Annotated in this window: 12 protein-coding genes; 2 read left to right on the forward strand and 10 right to left on the reverse strand. The window is 71.6% G+C overall.

Annotated elements, in window-relative coordinates:
- Window positions 1-91: 91 nt before the first annotated feature.
- The 4 genes from aztD to aztB form a co-directional block, all read right to left on the reverse strand.
- Window positions 92-1,291 (reverse strand): zinc metallochaperone AztD, encoded by a 1,200-nt coding sequence (gene aztD / locus AC0682_RS06275; protein ID WP_478531229.1) that lies wholly within the window; start codon window positions 1,289-1,291, stop codon window positions 92-94.
- Between the two features lie 142 nt (window positions 1,292-1,433).
- A complete protein-coding gene (gene aztC, locus AC0682_RS06280; RefSeq protein ID WP_478531231.1) occupies window positions 1,434-2,411 on the reverse strand; it encodes a zinc ABC transporter substrate-binding protein AztC in 978 nt (325 codons plus the stop codon).
- Window positions 2,408-3,643 (reverse strand): hypothetical protein, encoded by a 1,236-nt coding sequence (locus AC0682_RS06285; protein WP_478531232.1) that lies wholly within the window; start codon window positions 3,641-3,643, stop codon window positions 2,408-2,410. Before AC0682_RS06285 ends, aztC begins: the two co-directional genes overlap by 4 nt.
- Before the next feature lie 21 nt (window positions 3,644-3,664).
- Window positions 3,665-4,525, reverse strand: a complete 861-nt coding sequence (aztB, locus tag AC0682_RS06290; protein WP_478531234.1) for a zinc ABC transporter permease AztB — start codon at window positions 4,523-4,525, stop codon at window positions 3,665-3,667.
- Between the two features lie 15 nt (window positions 4,526-4,540).
- Between aztB and aztA the strand changes: the two genes are divergently transcribed.
- Window positions 4,541-5,284 carry a zinc ABC transporter ATP-binding protein AztA gene (aztA, locus tag AC0682_RS06295; protein WP_478531235.1) on the forward strand — a complete coding sequence of 248 codons (744 nt, stop codon included), beginning with the start codon at window positions 4,541-4,543 and terminating at the stop codon, window positions 5,282-5,284.
- Between the two features lie 490 nt (window positions 5,285-5,774).
- Window positions 5,775-6,494, forward strand: coding sequence for a hypothetical protein (locus AC0682_RS06300; protein WP_478531237.1), 720 nt, complete (start codon window positions 5,775-5,777; stop codon window positions 6,492-6,494).
- A gap of 114 nt (window positions 6,495-6,608) precedes the next feature.
- On the opposite strand, the gene AC0682_RS06305 is transcribed toward AC0682_RS06300, so the two are convergent.
- Genes AC0682_RS06305 through AC0682_RS06330 form a run of 6 tightly spaced genes read right to left on the reverse strand, consistent with a single transcriptional unit; the run spans window position 6,609 to window position 22,689 of the window.
- Complete coding sequence (locus AC0682_RS06305) at window positions 6,609-7,790, reverse strand: cytochrome P450 (protein ID WP_478531239.1); 1,182 nt, start codon at window positions 7,788-7,790, stop codon at window positions 6,609-6,611.
- Between the two features lie 52 nt (window positions 7,791-7,842).
- Window positions 7,843-8,898: an MDR family NADP-dependent oxidoreductase gene (locus AC0682_RS06310; protein ID WP_478531240.1), complete on the reverse strand. Its 1,056-nt coding sequence runs from the start codon at window positions 8,896-8,898 to the stop codon at window positions 7,843-7,845.
- Complete coding sequence (locus AC0682_RS06315) at window positions 8,895-10,619, reverse strand: phytoene desaturase family protein (protein WP_478531242.1); 1,725 nt, start codon at window positions 10,617-10,619, stop codon at window positions 8,895-8,897. Before AC0682_RS06315 ends, AC0682_RS06310 begins: the two co-directional genes overlap by 4 nt.
- The gene (locus AC0682_RS06320) at window positions 10,616-12,316 is read right to left on the reverse strand and encodes a phytoene desaturase family protein (protein WP_478531244.1); all 1,701 of its coding nucleotides are present in this window, start codon (window positions 12,314-12,316) and stop codon (window positions 10,616-10,618) included. Before AC0682_RS06320 ends, AC0682_RS06315 begins: the two co-directional genes overlap by 4 nt.
- On the reverse strand, window positions 12,306-21,686 hold the full coding sequence (locus AC0682_RS06325) for a non-ribosomal peptide synthetase/type I polyketide synthase (RefSeq protein ID WP_478531245.1): 9,381 nt from the start codon (window positions 21,684-21,686) through the stop codon (window positions 12,306-12,308). Before AC0682_RS06325 ends, AC0682_RS06320 begins: the two co-directional genes overlap by 11 nt.
- A gap of 10 nt (window positions 21,687-21,696) precedes the next feature.
- On the reverse strand, window positions 21,697-22,689 hold the full coding sequence (locus tag AC0682_RS06330) for a sterol desaturase family protein (RefSeq protein ID WP_478531246.1): 993 nt from the start codon (window positions 22,687-22,689) through the stop codon (window positions 21,697-21,699).
- Window positions 22,690-22,707: the final 18 nt, after the last annotated feature.

Here is a 22,707-nt window from a genome sequence, read left to right on the forward strand (position 1 = left end):
CGCGCCGAGACCGCGGTCGAGCCCGCTGCCGTCGTTGCGTGCGCCCTCGCCGCCGCGGCGTCGAGCCGTGGCGGCGAGGGCACGAGCGCGGTCAGTGTCCGGCGACGACGCCCGACAGCTCGTTGGTGTTCTTCGGCAGGGTGACGGAAGTGATCTTCTTCCCCGTCTCCACGTCGAAGGCGTGCAGCGCCTTCCTGCCGGGCTCGGAGACGTACGCGACGTGTCCACGCACGAACAAGGTGGGCCTGGCCTGCTGCCAGTCCAGCGGCTCCTGCCACTCGCCCACCGCGGGGATCCTCTTCTCGATCTTGCCGGTGTCCGGGTCGATGACGTGGATGGCGCCGTCGGTTCCCAGGACCAGGGCCTCGCCGTGCGGGCCGCGGGCCAGCGAGCGGAAGGAGTAGCTGGTGCCCAGGTCCACCAGGCGCAGCTTCTTCTTCTCGGTGTCGATGAGGGAGACGCGGGTGGGACGTTCCAGTTCTGCGTCGGGGTCGGTCTTGTAGTCGCCCAGCAGGACGGTCGAGGTGTCGCTGCCGGCCTGGTTGCCGATGCGGCCGTAGTCGTCGGGGGAATCGATCTTCGTGAACGTACCGTCCTTGAAGATCAGGATGCCGTCCTGGCAGCCGACGCCGACGGCTTCGTTCTTCGCGGCGGCCTCTCCGTGGACCCCGGGGCAGTCCTCGTTGCGCGCGATCTCCTTGTTGTTCCGGTCCAGCGCCAGCGCGCCGGTGCGCTTCTCCTCGGTGCCCAGGGTGCTCACGAGTGTGCCGTCGGCCAGCTCGATGGCGACACCGTGGTGCGGCTCGGCGGAGGTGTAGGTGCGCCCTGCCGGCTTCCTGCCTCCGCTCAGGGCGGTGGGGTCGAAGACGTTGACCTCTCCGGTGCCGTCGGTGAAGAGCACGGTCTTCGCGGCGTGGCGGACGACGTGGCCCGGCTTGGCGCCCTTGTACTCGATGTCGGTGAGGGCCTGGCCGGTGGCGTCCAGGACACGGAATCCGCTGTCGGTGGAGACCATGACGTGGTCCTTGTCACCTGCGGGGTTGACCCGGTTGAAGCCGGGGAGGTCGATGGTCCTAGCGAGCTTCAGGCTCTCGCCGTCGAGGATGTACAGGCCGCCGTCGAAGGTGGCGACCAGCGGCTCCTTGAGCGCCACCGCGGGCGTGGCGCTCGCGGTTCCGTCGGACGGGGTGCCGGTGGAGGAGTTTCCTCCGCCGCAGGCGGTCAGGACCGTGGCGGTGGCGAGCGCCAGTGCGGTGCCTGTGAGGGCTCTGCCGCGTATGGACTTGTTCATTGGTCTGTTCCTTTCTGCACCGCGCGGTGGCGGCATGGGGGTACGACGAGCCGGCGCCCGACGGGCGGGGGTGCCGGGAGGGCCGGGGAGGGGGCGGGATCCGGGGGTCCGGGGCCAGGGGCCAGGGGCCAGGATCCGGGGGTCAGGCGCCGGTCAGGCCGTTGACCATGGCGGTGGCGTTGGCGCGCATCATCCGCAGGTAGGTGTCGGCGCCCGCGCCCTTGGGGGTGAGGGACTCCGAGTGGAGTTCGACGACACGGACACCGCCGCCCATCTCGGTTCGCAGGACCTCGGCGAGCCGTTTGGGCTGGGAGGAGTCGGCGAAGACGGTCCGCACGCCCGCACTCTCCATCGCTTTGGTGAGGGAGCGCAGGTCGGAGGAGCTGGGTGAGGCCAGGGTGGTGCCGCTGGGGATGACCGCGCCGATCACCTCGAAGCCGAAGCGGTCGGCGAGGTAGCCGAAGACGTGGTGGTTGGTGACCAGGGCCCGGTGGTCTGCGGGCACACGGCCGAAGGACTTCTCCATCCAGGAGGTGAGGTCGGTGAGTTGCCTCGCGTAGCGGTCGGCGTTGGCGCGTATCGTGTCGGGATCCACGCCGGCGACGTGCTCGATGACCTGGTCGGCTATCAACCCGGTGACCTTGTGCATCCGGTCGGGGTCGGTCCAGAAGTGCGGGTCGGGCTGCCCTTCCTCACCCTTGGGGCCTGTGTCGTCGGCGGTGCGGAAGGTGAGCGGGTCGGCCGCCTCGCCGGCAGCGAAGGTGGCGACACCGGCCTCGCGGGCGGCGTCCACGTGCCGCAGTACGTTCTCCTCCAGGCCCAGGCCGTTGTAGACGACCAGATCGGCCTGTTCCAGTTCGGCGGCCTGCACCGCCGAGAGACCGAAGGAGTGCGGGTCGGCGTTGGGCTTCATCAGGACGGTGACGTCGGCCTCGTCGCCGACGATCTCGCGGGTGACGTCGCCGAGGATGTTGGTCGTGACGACGACGCTGGGCCGGTCGTCCCCGGTGCCGCAGGCGCCGACGGCCACGACCGTCACGAGTGCGAGGAGGCCCGCGATCAGGTGCCGCGGGCGAGCGGTGCCCGCCCTCGCGCGAGGCTTGGCCCCGGTCCGGCTCATCGTCCGGCCTCCGCCATGAGGACCGGCTTGACGTCCAGGTCGAAGGAGCGCGCGATGCGCAGGCCGTCGTTGTAGTCGATCTCGAACACTCTCTTGCCCTCGGGGTCGTTGACGTAGGCACGGCTGCGGTCGACCTCGATGACGGGGGCGTTGCCGTGGGAGCCGCCCCGCCTTCCCCCTGTCAGCAGGGGCTGGGTCCGTGCGGTCTGCTTCCCGGTCGCGATGTCATAGCCGTGTACGGAGCCGTCGGCCTCCAGAACGAGCAGCGGGGAGCCCTCTCCGGCCGTGTTGACCGCGACGACGGGCCCGGTGTCCACCCGCTTCCAGGTCCGCTCGGCGACGTCGAGGATCCAGACGGCGTCGTCTCCGGCAGGGGCGGTGAGGGTGTCGCTGCCGGGTCGGTGGCGGAAGGTGGTGGCGCGGGCCCGCTCCGGGACGTGCTCCTTGTACGGGATCTCCTCGGCAGTGAAGGCGCCGTCCTGCGCCCGCACGAGCAGAGCGCCGTCGGCACAGCCGAGGACCACGCCGCGCCGGGTGACCGCGTCGCCTCGGGGGGCTTCGCACGTCACGTCCGGGGAAGCCACGCGTTCGCCCTCGCGGTCGAGGACGACGAGTTCTGTGGTGTCGCCCTTGTTCGCGAAGGCGAGGAGGTGTTCCTCGTACGGCACGACCGCGCCGGTGTGGGTACCGGGCAGCGTCCGAAGAGTCGCGATCTGCCCCTTCTCCAGCTTGCCGCGGTCGTAGAGGACGGTGCGGCCGTTCTCGTCGGTCACCACGGTCACGGCGACATCACTGCGTATCTGCGCTCGGCTGCCCGCGGGAATCTCCCCCGCGTCCCGCGTCGGCGCACTGTAGTAGTGGACGTGGTCTCCGTGGTCCACCATCCAGGCGCCGCTGTCGAGCACATGGGTGCCACCGGGTGCGTGGAGGTAGCCGAACCTGCCGTCCGTGCCCAGCCGAACGGCGCCCTTCACCCGGGCCGTCCGCTGCACCTCGCCCGTGATGAGGTCGAGGACTCCGGTGTTCCCGCTGTCGGGGTCGTTCAGGACGAGCCGGGACTGCTGCTCGGCGGCCTCCTGCGCCCCCTCGACGTACCCGTGCGGAGCGGCGGACGGGGGGGTCGGCGCGGATCGCCCGGCGCTGGGGTCCTCCCCCGCGCAACTCGTGGTGAGCAGCGCGGTGAGCACCAGGGCGGCCGACGCCCACGGAGTGACGTTTCTGCGGACGGTCATGATGATCGCCTATGGCTTCTTTCAGTCGACTGCGAGTACAGGTGCCGCGGAGTGGGCCCGGCCGGTACGCCGGTCACGCAGGCCGGACAGCACGTGGGAGACGAAGAACAGGCTCACCGCGAGGGCCGCGACCGTCGCGCCGGCCGCCGTGCTCAGGTGCCACGACAGCAGCAGGCCTCCGAACGTGGCCGAGGTGCCGAACAGGGCGGCGATCACCATGACTCCGCGCACGGAGCGAGCCCAGGGCAGAGCGGCCGCCGGCGGTGCGATGAGCAGTCCGAGGACGAGCAGCGTTCCCACGATGTGGAACGAGGCGACGATCGCCAGGCCCAGCAGACCGAGGAGCGCAGCGTGGGCCAGGCGCGGCCGGAGCCCCAGGGTATGGGCCTTGCGCGAGTCGAACGCCAGGGCCAGGAAGGCACGGTGACCGAGGACCGACACCGCCAGCGCCGCGAGCAACGCCGCCGCGAGCACGAGGAGATCCTGCTGCCTGACCGCGAGAACGTCACCGAAGAGGAATCCGGTCAGGTCGACCGCGAAGGACTGCGAGCGCGACACGATGATCACGCCGAGCGAGAGCATGCCGACGAACAGCAGGCCGATGCCGGTGTCCTGCGACAGCCTGGGGGTACGGCCCAGCGCGGTGACGCCTGCCGTCATGACGGCGGCGCTGACCACCGCGCCCGCCATCAGGTTGCCCCCGAGGAGCGCGGCGACCGCGACCCCCGGCAGCAGCCCGTGGGACATGGCGTCACCGAGGAAGGCCATCCCCCTCAGCACCACCCAGGTGCCCGCCAGCGCACAGATGGCGGATACCAGCATCCCGCCCCACAGGGCCCGCTGCACGAAGGTCACCTCGAACGGGACCGTCAACCATTCCATGCACCGGACACTACAATGAAAATCATGTTCAACAAACCGTGCCCCTCGACCGCCCCACCCCTCGACCGGACCGCCTCCCTCCGCTTCTCGGAGCTGTGCGCCGGTTACCCGGGGCGCCCGGTGCTTCATCAAGTAAGCGGAGAAATAACCGAGTTGAGCACGACTGTGCTCGTCGGTCCGAACGGCAGCGGCAAGTCCACCCTGCTCGGCGTGCTCGCCGGTGTGATCAAGCCGACATCCGGCGACCTCCTCCGCGCCGGTGACCGGCCGCCCGCCTTCGTACCGCAGCGCGGCGCAGTAGGCGACACGCTGCCGCTCACCGTCCGGCAGACCGTGGAGATGGGGCGGTGGGTCGAGCGCGGTCCGTGGCGCCGGCTCACCGCACGGGACCACGCGACCGTGGACGCGGCACTCGACCGACTCGGCATCGGCGACCTCGCCGCACGCCAACTGGGCGAGCTCTCCGGCGGACAGCGGCAGCGCGCGCTCATCGCCCAGGGTCTGGCGCAGGAGTCGGACCTGCTGCTCCTCGACGAGCCGACCACCGGGCTGGACCCGGAGGCGAGGGACCGGATCGGGGCGCTGCTGGCGGCGCTCGTCGCCGACGGGGTGACGGTCGTCCAGGCCACACACGACCTCGGGGCGGCCCGCGCGGCGGACGCCTGCCTCCTGCTCCAGGACGGCCGCATCGTCGAGCAGGGGCATCCGGACCAGGTCCTCACGACGTCGTCACTGACGCGGATCTGGCAGACGCTCTGAGGAGCCCCGCACCCGCGACGGCCGTGCCGGCCTGGCCGAGCGGCGCATGGGGCCCCAGCGGCCGGGCCGCGATCCGGCCGGGGTGACGGCGACTCGTGACGCACGGCCTGCACGCCGTCCTCCGGTGCCGTGGCTGATGAAGGCCCGTCAGGTCAAACCGCCCCGGCCGGAACGCCCTTCGGCACCGCCCCGGATCCGCCCCTCAGAGCGACACGAGCGATGGCGCTTCGGCTTCCCGACGGCCGGGACCGCTTTCGGGCGACTCAGCGGTCCGGACTCCTGCCGCGACCGGTACACGTGAGCCCCGGGCGTCACAGTCGCGCTACGAGCTTTTCTCGGCTGGGCCACCGTCAGGTGGCCACCGGACAGGTGTGGCGGCGCGAAACGGAGCACTTCCTTCAGCAATGTCCCCTTTCGGCGCGCCGCCGAGCCGCCGTGGGCCCCTTCCGCGGCCCCCGGGGCCCTCACAGGCGGCTCTTAGGCTGCCCCCATGCACTACACCAAGAAGCTCATCGGACTGGCCGCCGTCGGCATCCTCGCAGTCAGCTGCGGCACCGGGGGTTCGTCCGGCACCGCCGTCACCCCCGCCGCCGACTCCAAGCCGGAAGCCCCTCAGGAGACCAGCGCCGCACCGCAGGAGGCGACGCTCCCCGTCGCCGTGGACGGCCCGCAGAAGGACGTGCTCCAGAGCTCGTCCGACGCACAGCTCAAGGTTCTGCCCAAGCCGGACAACAGCGCCCCCTTCACCGATCGGGTGGAGCACAAGCTCCAGGAGCAGCTGCTCGGCCGGGTCAAGGTGCCGGGCAAGACCAGCGCCGAGTGCCCGGACGGCGTGACCCAGAAGGCCGGGGCCGTCAGTACCTGCAACGTCACCTACGAGGGTGCTGTCATCCCGTACGAGGTCAAGATCAGCGACTCGTACAAGGAAGGCAGCTTCATGACCTTCTACAACGCCAAGCCGCTCAAGTCGCTGATCGTGGCGAAGGCCGTCTACCACCAGTTGTACGAGCAGTACGGCAAGGAGGCGGGGCTCGAGGCGAACAAGCTCGCCTGCGAGGAGTTCCCCGTCGCCCAGGCCGTCGACCTCAACGGCGACTCCGGGCTGACCTGTCAGTACTGGAACAAGTACGGCAACAAGGGCGAGGGCGGCTTCGAGACGCTGCGCGTCAAGGCCGGCACCTACGGGCCGAGCTTCGAGCGGGTCCGCTGAACCACAGCCCGAAGTCCGCGACTGCGGCCATGGCCCGCACCACGTGGCCCGAAGCCCGATGGCCGTGGCCGTAGCCGTGCCGCGGCCATCGCCGTAGCCGTCTCACCGGCTGGGCTACCAGGTCACCGTCAGCCTCCGCGGGCTCCGTGACGTCGTCCCGGTCCGCCAGGTGACCCGCTCCACCGGCTCCGCCAGCCGCAGCTCCGGGAAGCGGGCGGCCAGGCGGTGCAGGGCGAGCTGGAGTTCCGTGCGGGCCAGCCAGGCGCCCAGGCAGTAGTGGGCCCCTGCCCCGAGCGAGAGGGTGGGGGCCTCCAGCGGGGCGAAGAGGTCCTCCAGCGTGTGGCGGGGGAAGACGTCCGGGTCACGGTTGGCGGCGCCGCAGTCCGCCAGGACGATGGCCCCGGCCGGGATCACCACCCCGCCCACCTCGATGTCCGCGGCCGCGTGGCGGGCCGTCCCCCGGTCGTCGCCGAGCGGGACGAGGTGGATGAGCCGGTCCGCGACCCGGCCGGCCGCCTCCTCGTCCGCGCCGATGCGGGGCCAGCTCTCCGGGCGTTCGCCCAGGAGGTAGAGCAGCCCGTTCCCCAGCATGGTCATCGTGCTGTCGTGGCCGCCGACGACGAGCCCGCACACCAGGCTCACCAACTGCGCCTCGGGGAGTCCGCCCTCCTCGTCGGCGGCCCGGACCAGATTGCTGACCAGGTCGTCGCCGGGGGTGCCCCGCCGGGCCGCGAGGAGGTCCGCGCCGAACGCGCTGAACTCCTTCAGCACCGACTCCACCTCCTCCCCCGGGTGCGATCCGTCCGAGAAGGCGTGCTCGCTCCAGTGGCGCATCCGCTCCCGGACCGAGCCGTCCAGACCCATCAGCCGGCTGATCACCGCCACGGGGAGGGGAAGGGTGAACTCCTGTACCACGTCGGCCGGTTGGGGCCGCTCCTCCAGCCGGTCCAGCAATTCGTCCACGATCGCGGCGATCCAGGGCCGCCAGCGGGCGACGGCCCTGGGGGTGAACGCCCGGCGCAGGGTCCGGCGCAGCCGCAGATGGTCGGGGCCGTCCTGGTTGAACATGAGGTCGGGATTGTTGACGAGGTCCGGTACGTCGGAGAGGGCCGGTGCGTCCTGTGCGTACAGCTGGGACCGGCCGAATCGCGGGTCGGAGAGGACCTGGCGGACGTCGGCGTACCGGCTCACCAGCCAGGCGGGGGCGCCGGTGGGCAGCTCCCCCAGGCGGGGCGGGGCCGGCTTCCCGAACCGCAGGCGGTGCAGGGGGACCAGGGACGGGCTGGTGGTGTTCATCGTGGACTCCCGGGGCGGAGGGACCGGTCGAGTGGTGGGCGGGCGGCGGCTGTCACAGGGCGACCAGCACCTTGCCCCGGCTCTCCGCCCGGTCGCCGTAGAGGCTGCCGTAGGCGGCGGGGATGGCGTCGAAGCCGTGGTGGAGGGTGTGGTCGCAGACGACCTCGCCCCGGCGGACCCGGCTGCCGAGGTCGGCGTGGAGGTGCTTCCAGTTCTGGTCGGTGAACCACTCCAGCGAGAAGATCCCCCGGACCGTGGCGCGCGGGAACATCAGGTAGGGCAGCAGACGCGGCCCCGTCTCCTCGTTGCAGACCTGGGTCGCCCACTGCCAGCAGACCGCGACCTGGCTGCCGACGTTGAGCATGGAGAAGACCACGTCGGTGACGGTTCCGCCGAGGTTGTCGAAGTAGCGGTCGACGCCGTCGGGGGCCGCCCGGGTCAGCGCCTCGCGGACGGTGTCGGCACCGTCGGTGTGCCGGTAGACCACGACCGTGTCGAAACCCAGGGCGAGGAGGTACTCCGCCTTCTGCGGGGAGGAGGTGGTCCCGACGACCCGGGCGCCGGCGAGCGCGGCGAGCTGGCCGACGAGCGCGCCGACCGCGCCGGAGGCCCCGCTGATGACGAAGGTGTCCCCGGGCCTCACCGTCATGTACTTGGTGAGGGTGCCCCAGGCCGTCATGCCGGGGCCGCCCATCACGCTGAGCGCGGTCGTTAGGGGCAGGGCGTCGTCGTACCGGCCGGGGTCGAGTCTGCGGTAGGCCGGGAAGACCATCGGGAAGGTGCCGGTCCGCCAGGGCTCGGCCGCGCCCGTGGAGACGACATGGGAGCGCCAGCCGCCGAAGCCCTGCACGAGGTCGCCGACGCCGTGGGCGGCGCGCGGTCCGGCCGCCACCACCTCCATGATCGAGTCGGCGCCCATGTGGGAGCCGACGGGGGTGTCGAGGGCGATGCCCTGGAGGTAGGGGTCGACGGAGACGTACAGCGTGCGGAGCAGCATCTCGTCGGGGGCCAGGGCCACGTCGACGTCCTCGACGACCTTCTCGTAGACCCGGTCCACGTCCGGCACGCCTTCGACGTGCTCGCGGACGACCCATTTCTCGATCCTCATGTGCTCTTCCCTGTCGTGGTTGCGGCGGCGGTCCCGCAGTCGGTCGCTACGGGGATGACGCGGTGGGTCGGCGGGGGTGCCGTCCGGTCGAGCGACGCGGTGAAGGGCTTTCCGTCGTCGCGGCAGATGAACTGCGTGACGTGGCGTCCGGCGGCGGCGGCCCGGATCAGCCCGCCGGTCGTGGCCCAGACGCCGGACTGGTAGAAGTTGGCGAGGCCGGGCAGTCCCGGGCCGTGCTTCTTGACCAGCTCCTCGAGCTTCTCGCCGCTCTCCACGAAGGGCTGCCAGCCCAGCACCGTACCGTCGTAGTTGCCGGTGTAGCGGACCTGGGTGAGGGGGCTGGACACGTCCCGTACGACGATGGCGTCGCGGATGCCGGGGAAGCGTTGTTCCAGGAACTCCACAAGGGTCTCGCGTGCCCGCCGCTTGGCGGCGTAGTAGCCGCGGCCGTGGCGCACCGGCAGGGTGTGCAGCTCCTGCCCGCCCCGGGTACGGGTGACCTGCTCGGGGCCTTCGTCCAGGGCCCGCCAGGGGGCGATGTCGCTGAAGTAGGTCGCGTAGACGACGGTGGTGCCGTCCGGAGAGAGTTCGGGGTAATGGCGGCTGCGGAACTGGACGTTGACGCTGGCGTGGCGGATGCCGGTGAGCTTCGCCGCCGTGGCTTCGTCGAGCAGGTACGTCGTGCAGGGGTCGCCCTCGGGGAAGGGTCGGGAGAGACCGAGGAAGAGGGTGAAGTAGCCGGGGAAGACCATGCCGGGTTCCTGGATCGTCTCCGTGTAGAGCTTGCGGTACTCCTCTCCCAGGTAGGCGCCCCTGAGGAACTTCATGGTCGTGGTGTGGCCGTCGCAGGCCGACACCACGATGTCGGCGCGTAGTTCGCTGCCGTCGCTGAGCCGGACGCCGACCGCACGGTCGTCCTCCACGATCACCGTCTCGACCTTCGTGTTGTACGAGATCTGCCCGCCGAGGCGGCGGTAGCGGGCCTCGATCGAGCGGGCCAGACCCAGCGAGCCGCCTTCGGGGACGCCCGCGGAGAGGTTGGCGTGGGAGGCGAGCTGGAAGTGGAACGGGAGGACGGGGAAGTTGGGGTGTTTCTCGTACAGGATGAAGTTGAACGCCTCCCGCAGCAGCGGGTCCTGGAACTTCGCGGAGTACTCGGTCATCAGGACCGTGATCGTGGTGCGCACGGCGTTGACGTAGGGGAGGAACGAGGCGAGCATCCGCCAGCGCTCCAGCCGGCCCATCAGTCCGACGGGCTTGAGGAACGGGTAGACGGCAAGCGCCTTGCGGAAGCTGCGCAGTTGGGCGCAGAACCTGCGCACGGTACGGGCGTCGGCGGGCGAGATGGCGATGAGGTGGGCCTCCAGGCGGTCCGGGTCCGAGTAGAAGTGGACGGCCCGCCCGTCCCGTCCGCGCACGATGTTGAACACGTCGAAGTGGCGGATCTCCTTGCCCTGGAGGGCGCCCAGCTCCAGCCAGATCTGGTGCATCTCGTTGCCTGGGCCGCTGCCGAGGAGCCAGCTGACACAGGCGTCCAGGGTGAAGCCGCCGCGCTCCCAGGCGGTGCAGCAGCCGCCGGGCAGTTCGTGCATCTCCAGGATGTGGGTGCGGTAGCCGTTCATCCGGGCGTAGCAGCCGGTGGAGAGGCCGCCGAGCCCTCCCCCGATGATGATCATCGTTTCCCTGGGCCTCTGGGGGCCACCGGTGGTCCTGTCGGTCATGAACCGGTGTCCTCCCGTGCCGACCACCGGTCGAGCTGGGGCAGTTCTCCCAGCATGCCGGGGTGCCAGGGCTCGGCTCCCTCGCTCTCCCAGGCCCGGAACTCCAGGCCCAGTTCGCGGCAGAGGTACTGGACGGCGAAGCGGCCGGTGGAGGCGGCGCGGATCAGGCCGCCCATGCCGACCCACTGTCCGGCCATGGAGAAGCCCCTCAGGCCGGGGAGCCGCATCCGGTCCTTGCCGACCAGGCGGGCGGCGACGTCGTCGGCGTCCGAGAATGCCTTCCAGGCGAGGATCGAGCCGTGGTGGTTGCCGGTGTAGCGGTGGGTGGTGGCGGGTGAGGCGATGTCGACGAGGTCGATGCGGTCGTTGATGCCCGGGTGGCGGTGTTCCAGGAAGGTGCGGACGAAGTCGGCCACCTCGTGCTTGCGGCCGCGGTACTCCCTGCGGCTGCGGGTGCGCAGCTCCTTCCAGTAGGTGTAGTCGCTGAAGTAGGTGCAGTGCAGGACGGAGCGGCCCGGGGGTGCGAAGCCGTCGGAGTAGCGGGAGCGGGCCTGGACGACCAGGCTGTTCTGGAGGGCGCCGGGGAGGCGCTTGCCGTCCTCGTCGGCCAGGAGGTGGGTGGTGCTGTGGGCCTCATCGGGGTCGAAGTCGCCGCGCAGGCCGACGAAGGCCGAGACGACCGCGGGGAAGAGCGTGCCGGGGCGCTCGATGAGGTCGTTGTAGAGCTTGTCGATCCGGGGGCTGGTGTAGCGGCCGTCGAGCAGTCCGTGGACGGTGGTGCGGCCGTCGCAGGCGGAGACGATGTGCTCGGCGAAGTACCTTCTGCCGTTGCGGAGTTCGATGCCGATCGCGCGGTCGTTCTCGACGAGGATCCTCTCCGTGCGGGCCCGGTAGGTGATCTCTCCGCCCAGGCCCAGGTAGCGGTCCTCGATCGAGCGGGACAGCCCGAGTGAACCGCCCTGCGGGAAACCGGCGTTGAGGTGGTGGGCCGCCGCCATGTTGAACAGGTACGGCAGGAGCGGGAAGCCCTCCGGGTCCTGGAAGAAGATGTTGCGGAAGGCCCGGCGCAGCAGCGGGTCCTGGAATCGGTCGGCGAAGACGTGCATCGGGGTGGCGGCCGTGCGCCAGAAGAGCCGGAAGGCCGGCAGCACCGTGCGCAGGGTCGCCGCCCGCTCCCGTACGGTCCGCAGGGCGGGGGCGGTGAGGAACGGGTACAGCTCGATGGCGGTGAACCGCCGCAGATCGCGGGTGAAGGCCCGGATCAGGGGGGCGTCGGCGGGTGAGAGGGCCAGCAGGTGGGCCTCCAGCCGGTCGGGGTCGTTGTAGAAGGTGACCGAGCGGCCGTGCTCGTCCTCGACCTTGTTGAACAGCTCGAAGTTGGTGACGGTCTTCCCGTCGAGCGCGCCCAGCTCCCGCCAGATCTGATGGGCGTCGTTGCCGGGCGCGGTACCGATGAGCCACTCGATGCAGTAGTCGAAGAGGTAGCCGTCCCTCGACCAGGCGGTGCAGCAGCCGCCGGGCAGCACGTGCTTCTCGAAGATCCGGGTCCTGGCGCCGCTCATCTGCGCGTAGCAGCCGGTGGAGAGGCCGGCCACTCCCGCGCCGATGACGATGACGCGGGCCGGGGTGCCGGGGGTGCGCTCGCGGCTGCCCCAGTCGTCGACGGTGTCCTTCCTGGTGGTGGTGTCAGTCGCCATGGGCCGCGCCTCCCGTCAGCGCGGTGCGGATCAGGGCGGCGTTGCGGGGGAGGTGTTTGGGGTCGAGCATGTCGGCGTGGAGGCCGAAGCCGCGCAGGACCACGGTGGTGGCGGTGGAGCTGCCGTGCCAGCTGCCGTGCTGTCCGGCCGCGTAGAGGGCGGCCTTCTCCTGGTCGGTGATCACGCTGACCGGTGCGTCGACCGTTCCGGTGTTCGGGGTGCGCCCGCAGAAGGTGAGGTACTCGGCGGCGTGGACGAGGGTCTCCTGGGCGACGGCCTCCGATCCGGTGTGTTTGCGGAGGTGGTCGGCGAGTTCGGCCTCGAAGTGGCGGATGCCCTCGTCTCCGGGCTCGTAACGCTCCATGATGCGGCGGGAGTCGAGGATGACGACATGGCCCACCCGGCGTCCGCGCCGCTCCAGCTCCTTGGCGGTCTCGAAGGCCAGGTTGCCGCCGAGGGAGTAGCCGAGGAGCAGGCAGGGACCCTCGGGGCGGGCAGTCTCGACGAGGTCGGCGTAGCGGGCCACCTTGTCGTCGCCCGGGAGGTAGTTGAAGCCGATGACGGCGTACTCGGGGAGTTGGGCGGCCAGACCCCGGTAGACCAGTCCGTGGCCGCCGGCGGGCGGGAAGCAGAAGAGGGGCGGTGACTGGCCGGCGTTGAAGGTGAGGGAGGGGAGTTCGTCGGTGCTGGTGCTGTGCAGGACCTCCTGGACGGTGGCGGCCATGCCGTGGAGGGTGGTGACCTGGTAGAGGCGGCTGACGGGGACGCTGACACCGAACTCGGTGCGCAGATGGTGGAGCAGCTCGATGAGCTTGATGGAGGAGCCGCCCATCTCGAAGAAGTCGTCCTCCAGGCCGACCTGTTCGAGGCCGAGCAGCGTCTTCCAGTGCCGGGCCACGCTGATCTCGTAGAGGGTCACCGGCTCCTCGTGGCTCCGCTCGCCGGTCTCGGCCCGGGGTGCGGGCAGAGCGGCGATGTCGACCTTGCCGTTGGCGGTGAGCGGCAGGGCGGGCAGTTCGACGAAGTACGCCGGGATCATGTACGAGGGGAGCGCCCCGGCCAGGTGGCGGCGCAGGGCCCGGCGGTCGAGCGCGGCGCCGGGTGCCGGTACGCAGTAGGCGCAGAGCGCGGCCTCTCCCCCGGTGTCGGTGGTGACGGTGACGACGGCGCGGGCGAGTGGGGGCCACTGGGCGAGGTGCGCCTCGATCTCACCGATCTCGATGCGGTGGCCGCGCAGTTTGACCTGGCCGTCGGTGCGGCCGAGCAGATGGACGCGGCCGTGGGCGTCCCAGCGGGCGATGTCTCCGGTCCGGTAGAGCCGTTCGGGCCGGGCTCCGGGGCGTTTGCTCAGCGTACGGGTGATGAAGCGGTCCGCTGTCTGCTCGGGCTCTCCGGCGTATCCGAGGGCCACACCGTCGCCGCCGATCCACAGTTCGCCGGGGACCTGGGGCGGAACCGGTTCGCCGTGGGCGTCCAGGATGTGCAGGGTGCTGTTGGGCAGGGGGCGGCCGATCGGGACCATGAGGCCGGGTTCCAGATCGTCGACGGGCCCTTCGAAGCAGGCGCTGTCGATGGTGGCCTCGGTGAGGCCGTAGGAGTTGACGAGCCGGGTCGCCGGTCCGCACAGCTCGCTCAACCGCTGGTACTCCGCTACTTTCCAGGCGTCCGAGCCGACCACCAGGAGCCGCAGGAAGTCCAGCCGCAGCCCTTCACGCTCGCAGTGGTCCATCAGGCCGCGTACGACTGCGGGGACGAACTCCGCGCAGTCGACCCGTTCCTGACGCATCGTCCGGTAGAGCCGGGCTGTGTCGAAGAGCAGGTCCCGGTCGGCCAGGACGAGGCTGCCGCCGGAGCAGAGCGCGCGGACCAGGTCACCGGTGAACACGTCGAAGGACGGCTCGGCCATCTGGAGGTGCGTTTGGACCTCCGTCTCCAGTCGGTACTCCTGGCGCCAGGCCCCGTAGGCGGAGGCGAGGTTGCGGTGGCTGACGCGGACGGCCTTGGGGCGGCCGGTGGAGCCGGAGGTGGTGATGACGTACGCGGTCGAGTGCGGGGACGGGTCCGGCGGGGGCCCGTCGGGGTGCGGCTCGGTTGCGTGCAGGTCGTCGAGGGTGAGGGTGATGACCGGGAGCGCTGCCGTCTCCTCGCGCGCGGGTTCGCCGGAGACGATGACGACGGTGGCTCCGGTGGTCCGGACGAGGTGGGCGATCCGGTCGGCGGGCTGGTCGGGGCGGAGCGGCAGATAGGCGCCGCCTGCCTTCAGCACGGCGAGCAGGGTGACGATCAGCTCGGGCGACTTGTCCAGGCGGACGACGACCACCGAGCCGTCCCCGACGCCCAGGGTGCGCAACCGGGCGGCCGTGTCGGCGGCCCGTCGCTCCAGCTCCGCGTAGGTGAGGCGGCGTGCTCCGCCGCCCGGCAGCGGCATGGTCACGGCGACGGAGGCGGGGTCGGCCGCGGCGACCTCGCCGATCAGCACGTGGACCGGTGTGAAGGGGGCATCGGCGGCCTCCGGGGGCAGCGCGGGGCGGCTCCACTCGCCCACCAGATGTTCGCGCTCGCTGTCGTCGAGCATCTCCAGCCGGGACGCGGGGTGTTCGCCGGGCACCCGGGTCATGTCGTCGAGCAGGCGGGTGTAGTGGGCGGCCATGCGGCGCATGGTCTGCGGGAGGAAGAGGTCGGTGTTGTACTTGAAGACGCAGTGGAAGCGGTGGTCCGACTCGTCCTCGTAGGCGGAGAGGGTGATGTCGAACTGTCCTTCTTCCTCGGGGAGTTCGATGTACTCCAGCCGGTAGCCGTACTGCTCGGTGGCGACCTTGTGGGTGAGGAGGATGAACATCGCCTGGAAGACGGCCGAGCGGCTGGGGTCGTGCTGGAGCCCCAGTTCGTCGACGAGCAGGACGAACGGGTACTCCTGGTTGTCCAGTCCGCCGAGGACGGTCCGGCGGACCTGTTCCAGGAGGTCCGCCACGCTCGGGTCGCCGGTGAGGTCGGCGTGGAGCGGGAGCGGGTTGACGAAGTAGCCGTAGACGGAGGCGAGGTCCTGCCGGGTTCGGCCGGTGACCGGGGAGCCGACGACGATGTGGTCCTGGCCGGAGTAGCGGTGGAGCAGCAGGTAGTAGGCGCTGAGCAGCACCATGAACGGGGTGACGTGGCGGGCGCGGGCCAGGGCGTGGACGCGGGCGCTGAGTTCGGGGTCGAGCGCGAAGAACTCGGAGGCCCCGTTGTGGGTCTGGACGGCCGGGCGGGGCTTGTCGGTGGGGAGGTCCAGGAGCGGGACCTCGGCGGGGAGGTGGGAGCGCCAGTAGTCGAGCATTCCGGCGGCCTCACGCCCGGCGAGGAAGGTGTTCTGCTGGTTGAGGAAGTCGAGGTAGCGGGCTTCGACCGGAGGCAGTTGGGGTTCCTGTCCCTGCCGCAGGGCCTCGTAGACCTGGAAGAGTTCCTCGATGAAGGTGAAGGTGGAGATGGCGTCCGAGACGATGTGGTGGACGGCCTTCATGATGACCCAGCGGTCGTGGCCGCGCTTGAAGAGCCGGAACCGGACCAGCGGGTCGCGGGCGAGGTCGTAGGGCTTGCGGTACTCGGCGACGATGGTGGCGTGGATGGTCTCCCACTCCTCGCCCTGGACGTCGTGGAGGGCGAGATCGGGCACCACGTCCTCGGAGACCCGCTGCACGGCCTGCCCGTCCTCCAGCAGGAAGTTGGTGCGCAGGGCGGGGTGGCGGGCGATGAGGCGGCGTACGGCCTCGAACATCAGGTCCGGTTCGAGGGCGACGTTCACCTCGACGGCTCCGCCGATGTTGTAGGCGTAGCCGTCGGGGTTGAGGTGCTTGAGGAACCAGAGCGCCTTCTGGTTCTGGGTGAGCGGGTAGCGGGTCGGGTCCTCGTGGAGGGTGGCGGAGCGGTCCGCGGCGTCGGTGTCATCGGCCGAGGCCAGCTCCAGCAGACCGTCGTGGAGCTGTGCGGCCAGTTCGCCGGCCGGGGTCCCGCTGAGGAGGGCGACCACGGGCAGGGCGACGCCGAGTTCGGCGTGGATACGGGCCCGCAGCTCCATCGCCAGCAGTGAGTCCAGGCCCAGTTGGCCGAGGCCTTCGGCGGGGTCGATGCGGTCCGTGCCGGTGCGCAGGACGGCGGCGGAGAGGGCGGCGAAGCGTTCGGCCACCAGGGAGCGGCGCCCCTCCTCGTCGGCGGTGCGGAAGGTGTCGAGGAAGCCGCTGCCCCGGTCGGTGTCCGGGGGCGGGGCGGCGGCCGCGGCGAGTTCGGTGACGAGGAGGGGCGGGGAGGGGTACCAGGCCAGGAAGGTGGGCCAGTCGACGACGGTGGCGATGACCAGCTGGGCGTGGTCCTGGCCGAGGACGCGTTCCAGGACGGCCATGCCCGCGTCGGGGGCGAGGGAGCTCATGCCGCGGCTGTGCAGGTAGTGGTCGACCAGGCCGAGTTCCTCGATCATCCCGGTGGCCCAGGGGCCCCAGTCCAGGCTGAGGGCGGGCAGCCCCTGGGCCCGGCGGTGGTGGGCGAGGGCGTCGAGGAAGGCGTTGCCCGCCGCGTAGTTGGTCTGTCCGGCGGTGGTCAGCAGGGAGGCGACCGAGGCGAAGAGGACGAAGTGGTCGAGCGGTTCGTCGCGCAGGTGGCGGTGGAGGAGGTGGGCGCCGATGGTCTTGGGGTCGTGCACGGCGTCGAAGGCGGGCCGGTCCAGGTCGGTCACGAGGGTGTCGCGGACCTGTCCGGCGAGGTGGAACACCCCGCGTACAGGCGGGTGTCCGGCGCGCCGGTAGCCGTCCAGCCAGCCGGTCAGGGCGTCCTCGTCGGTGATGTCGAGCGGGGCCAGGACGGCCTGGGCCCCGAGCGCCTCCAGCTCACGGAGGAGGGCCACCGCCCGCCCCTCGGCGGTGGCGGGGTCGGTGGAGCCCCACTTCTCCCGTGCGGGCACCGGCGTACGCCCCATCAGGACGATCCTGCGTGCCCCGCGCCGGACCAGGGTGCGGCAGAGCAGTCGGCCGAGGGCCCCGAAGGCACCGGTCACCAGATAGCTGCCGTCGGCCCGCAGCCGTGGCGGGAGGGGCCGGGTGAGGCCTTCGGCCCGGCGGAGGCGGCTGGTGCGGCGTACGCCCGCGCGCAGGGCGATCTCCTCCTCGTCATCGGCCAGCACCTCGCGCAGCAGCGCCTCGGCCTCGGCCCTGGCCCCCTCCGGTCCCGGCCGCCGCTCGGGGTCCAGGTCGATCAGCTTGCCGGGGTGGTCGGTCAGCTCCTGGTGGCGCAGGACGCGGCCGACGCCCCAGGCGGGCGCCCCCAGGGGTTCGACGGGCTCGTCGGGCAGGGCGGGCTGGGCGCCCCGGGTGACGACGTGCAGCCGACCGCCTCCTCCCCGGGCGAGCAGGGTGCGGGCCAGGGCGATCAGGGAGTACGATCCCGGGCCCGCGTGGTCCCGTACGGCCTGCCGGTCGCAGTCGGCGAGCGCGGGCCGGTCCAGGTTCCACAGGTGCAGGACGGTGCCCCTGAACGGCTCGCTGTCGCGGTCCAGCTCCGCGAAGAGGCGTTCCAGGTCCTCGGTGGAGCCGGGGTCGACCGTGTACGAGCCGTCCGGTCCCGCTCCGGCGTACGCCTCGCCCCGGCGCACCAGGTGGCAGCGTTCGCCCCGGGCCGCGGCGAGGGCGGCGAAGGCGTCCGCGACGCCCTGGGTGTCGGCCAGGAGCAGCCAGCCGTGGGTGCGGGCCGCTATGACGGCGGGCGCGAGCGGTTCCTCCTCCGTCAGCGGCGGGCACGGTGTCCAGACGGTCTCCGCGAGCCAGGAGTCGATGGTGGTGCGGGCGACGGCGGTGGCCGCCTTCTCCACGTCGGCGGCCCGGAACCCCTCGATCCGGCCGAGCGGCGTGCCGTCGTCCCCGTACAGGGCGAGGTCTCCCAGGGTGGTGTCGGCGTCGGCGGGGCGCAGGGTGGCGTGCACCCAGAGCGGCCGGTCCCCGATCGGTTCGAGGGCGACCTCGGCCAGCGAGAGCGGCAGCCTGATGCCCGCGCCGGGTGCCGCGTCCTGGAGGAGCTGCGGGGTCAGCAGGGCCTGGAAGCAGGCGTCGAGGAGGACCGGGTGGAGGTGGTGGCCCGCGGCGTCGACCGGCTCGGGCGGGCGGATCCGGGCCAGGACCTCTCCGGGGGCGATCCACACCTGCTCGATGGCCCGGAAGGCGGGGCCGTAGTGGTAGCCCAGCCCGGCCAGGGCCGCATAGCACTCGGGGCCTTCGAGGCGGCGGACCGCACGGGCGCGGATCGCGTCGGCGTCGAGCGGCGGGCCGGTCGGGCGGCGCCGGCCGGTGCGGACGACCCCGGCGGCGTGGACGGCCCGCTCCCCGTCGTCCCCGGTGGCGGGCGAGGCGATGGTGAAGGCGGCGTCCTCCAGGGAGAGCGCCACCTCCACGGTCCGGTCCTCGCCGTCCGGGAGGAAGAGGGCCTTGCGCAGGTCGATGTCGGCGAGGACGGCGGAGGTCCCGCCGGTGAGCCGCAGGGCGGCCTGGGTCGCCATCTCGATGTAGCCGGCGGCGGGGAACACCACGGTGTCCTGGATGCGGTGGTCGGCCAGGTAGGGCAGGGACTCGGTGTCCAGGCGGGTCTGCCAGGCCGGTTCGGTGCGGTCGGTCCGGCGGCCGAGGAGCGGGTGGTCGATGTGGCCGAGGCGGACCCGTGCGACGGCCGGGGGTTCGGTCCAGTGCCGGTCGCGGCGGAAGGGGTGCGGGGGCAGCGTGACGGGCCGTCCGGCGGGCTGGAGGACGTCCCAGTCGATGTCGGCGCCCAGGTTGTGGAGCGAGGCGAGGGAGAGCGCGAACCGTTCGCTCTCGTCCTCCTGGCGGCGGATCGAGGGCAGCGTCACCCCGGACGCCCCGGCGGTCTGAAGGCACTCACGGATGGCGTGGCCGAGGACGGGGTGCGGGCCGATCTCCAGGAAGACGTGGTGGCCGTCGGCGGCGAGCCGGTCGACGGCGGCCCGGAACCGCACGCGCTCGCGAACGTTCTGCCACCAGTAGGCGGCGTCCAGCTCGCCGCCCCGGGCCAGGCCCTCGGCTCCGGTGAGGTAGAGCGGGAGGCGGGCGGGGCGGGGTTCCAAGGGGGCCAGAGAGGTGAGCAGTTCGTCCTTGATCCGCTCCATCCCGACGCTGTGGTACGGGACTTCCACGGTGAGGAACTTGGCGAACAGCTGCTCGGCCCCCAACTCCCCGGCCAGCAGGGCCAGGGCGTCCGCGTCCCCGGCCAGCGTGAGGGAGGCCGGGCTGTTGACGGCGGCGATCGACACCCGGTCCCGGTAGGGGCGCACGCGCCGCTCCGCCTCGTCCTCGGTGAGCGCCACCGCGAGCATGGTGCCCGTCCCCGCCAGGGTCTGCTGGAGGCGGCTGCGGTGCACCGCGATCCGGGCGGCGTCGCGGAGGGAGTAGACGCCCGCCTCGTAGAAGGCGGCGATCTCACCGGTGCTGTGTCCGACGACGGCGTCCGGGCGCACGCCGTACGCCTTCCACAGGGCCGCGAGACCGACCTGGACGGCGAAGTTGGCGGGCTGCGCAAGCCAGGTCTCGGCCATGCGGGAGGCGGGCTCGTCGGCGGTCATCTCCTCGATCAGGGACCAGTCGGCGAACTCCCTGATCGCACGGTCGCAGGCGGTGACCGCTTCCCTGAAGACGGGTTCCTCGCAGAGGAGTTGGCGGCCCATCCCCCACCACTGGGGGCCCATGCCGGTGAAGACCCACACCAGGCGGCGCGCCTCGGCGTCCCGCGCGCGGTCCAGGACGATCCGGGGGTGGCTCTCGCCGCGCGCGTGGGCGGCGAGCGCCTCGTCGAGGGAGGCGCGGGAGGTGTGGACGACGGCGAGCCGGTGCGGGAGGTGCTGGCGGCGGTGGGCCAGGGTGTGGCCGAGGTCGGGCAGGGCCACGGGCGGGCCGTTCTCGCCGGCCAGCTCGGCGCGGATGCCCGCGGCCAGCTCGGGGAGTGCGTCGGGGTGCCGGGCGCTGAGCGGCAGGATGCTCCAGGCCCGTTCGGCGGGGGACGCGGTCTCCTCCGCGGGCTGCGGGGCCTCCTCCAGGACGACATGGGCGTTGGTCCCGCCGAACCCGAACGAGTTCACGCCCGCCCGGGCGGGCCCGTCGTGCTCGGGCCAGGGGGTGGGCCGGGTGGGGATCTCGTACGGCAGCGAGGCCGGGTCGATGGCGGGGTTGAGGCGCTCCAGGTTGATGTGGGGCGGGATGTGGCGGTGTTTCAGGCTCAGGACGGTCTTGATCAGCCCGGCGATCCCTGCGGCGGACTCGGTATGGCCGATGTTGGTCTTCACGGAGCCGACGTACGCGCGGGCCCCCGGCCTGCGCCCGACGGCCAGGGCACGGGCCAGGGCCGTGGCCTCGATCGGGTCTCCGACCGGGGTGGAGGTGCCGTGGGCCTCCATGTACTGGAGTTCGCCGGGCGCGATGCCCGCCTCGGCGCAGACGCGGCGGATGAGGGAGACCTGCGCGTCGGGGTTGGGCACGGTGATGCCGTTGGTGTGGCCGTCCTGGTTGACCCCGCTGCCGAGGATCACCGCGTGGATCCGGTCCCCGTCGCGGACGGCGTCCTCCAGCCGCTTCAGTGCCACCAGGCCGACGCCCTCGGCCCGTACATAGCCGTCGGCGCCCGCGTCGAACGTACGGGAGCGGCCCTCGGTCGAGAGGAAGCCGCCCTTCGTCTCCGCGATCGTGTACTGCGGGGCCAGGTTCAGCAGGGTGCCGCCGGCCAGCGCGAGGTCGGTCTCGCCCCTGGCCAGGGCCTGGCAGGCGAGGTGGACGGCGACCAGGGAGGAGCTGCACGCGGTGTCGACGGAGAGGCTGGGGCCGCGGAAGTCGAAGCAGTACGAGATCCGGTTGGACACCATCGTCATCATGGTGCCGGTCGCGGTGTGCGCGGCCAGCGAGGTGAAGCCCAGGTCCGCGAACTGGAGGATCTTGTAGTCCAGGGTGAACGCGCCGACGTAGACGGCGACGTTCTCACCGGCCAGGTCGGCGGGGCGCTGGCCGCCGTCCTCCAGGGTCTCCCAGGCCACCTCCAGCAGCTTGCGCTGCTGGGGGTCCATGTGATCGGCCTCGCGGGGGCTGATGCCGAAGAACGCGGGGTCGAACTCGTCGAAGCCGTCGATGTATCCCCCGCGGCCGCCGACGAGGCGGCCGGGTTTGTCGCGGAACCGGCTGCCGAGTGTGGTGATGTCGTACCGGTCGGGCGGGGTGGGCGTGATGCAGTCCTTGCCCGCCATCAGGTTCCGCCAGAACGTCCGGTGGTCCGAGGCTCCGCCGGGGAAGCGGCAGCCCATACCGACGATCGCCGTCTTCTGACGTAGCGCGCCGGTGTTCGTCTCGATCGCGTCGGCCATGTCTGACTCCTCACGTCGTGTTGGAGCTCCGGGAGTTGGCATCCGGTCCGGCCGGGTCGGCCGGTGGCGGGCGTCGCCGCCACGGGTGCAGGGTGCTGGCGGCGATCTCGCCGGTGGCGGGGAAGGAGGCCGGGTCGTGGAGGCCGACGGCGGCCGGTTCGCGTCCGGGGTGCCAGGTGAAGCTGCCGAAGAGGTGGTCCCAGCACGAGAGGTCGGAGCCGTAGTGGCCGGCTTCGGACAGGTCGGTGCTGTGGTGCAGGCGGTGCTGTTCGGGGCTGGCCAGCAGGTGGTTGAACCGGCCGATGCGGACGTCGATGTTGGCGTGGACGAAGTAGCCCTGGGCGACGACGAAGAGCCCCGTCACCAGCACGGCCGAGCGGGAGAATCCGGCCAGCGCCAGGGTCAGCTGGACCAGGCTCTGGGCGATCACGACGTCCAGCACGTGGTTGACGCCGTTGTTGGCGACGTTCACCTTCTGCGGGACGTGGTGGACCCCGTGCAACCGCCACAGGAGGGCGCTGGTGTGGCCGAGCCGGTGCACCAGGTAGCTGACGAGCGATCCGGCCAGCAGGGCACCCGGGATCTCGGCCCAGAGATGGTGGCCGCGCTCGTCGGCCGCGATCCATCCCACTGCCGCCGTGACCAGAAGCTGCGCCAGTCCGCTTCCGGCCATGGTGAGCAGAAAGTAGACGCCGTACCAGCGCCACTCGTCCTTTCCCGGGTGCCAGCTCCGCTCATAGGGAATCAGCCGTTCGAGAACGGCCAAATATATAAGGGTCCCGACGAGGAAAAGAGGGCTCACGACGGCCGGGTCCCAGCGCAGGACCAGGGCAGCCGCACCTACCAGGACAACAGCCAGCAGGAGCAGCGGGTATGCGACCACACGAAGGGCGCGGAGCACGAGGATTCCGACCGCGCCTTTCTCGCCATTCCCCCCGCTCTCTCCACCCGTATAACCAACCGAATCGATCTCGCCATCGGCGGACCGCCCGTACTCGTCCATCCGTGACCCCCCACAGGT

This window comes from Streptomyces sp. NPDC043746 (assembly GCF_056436485.1).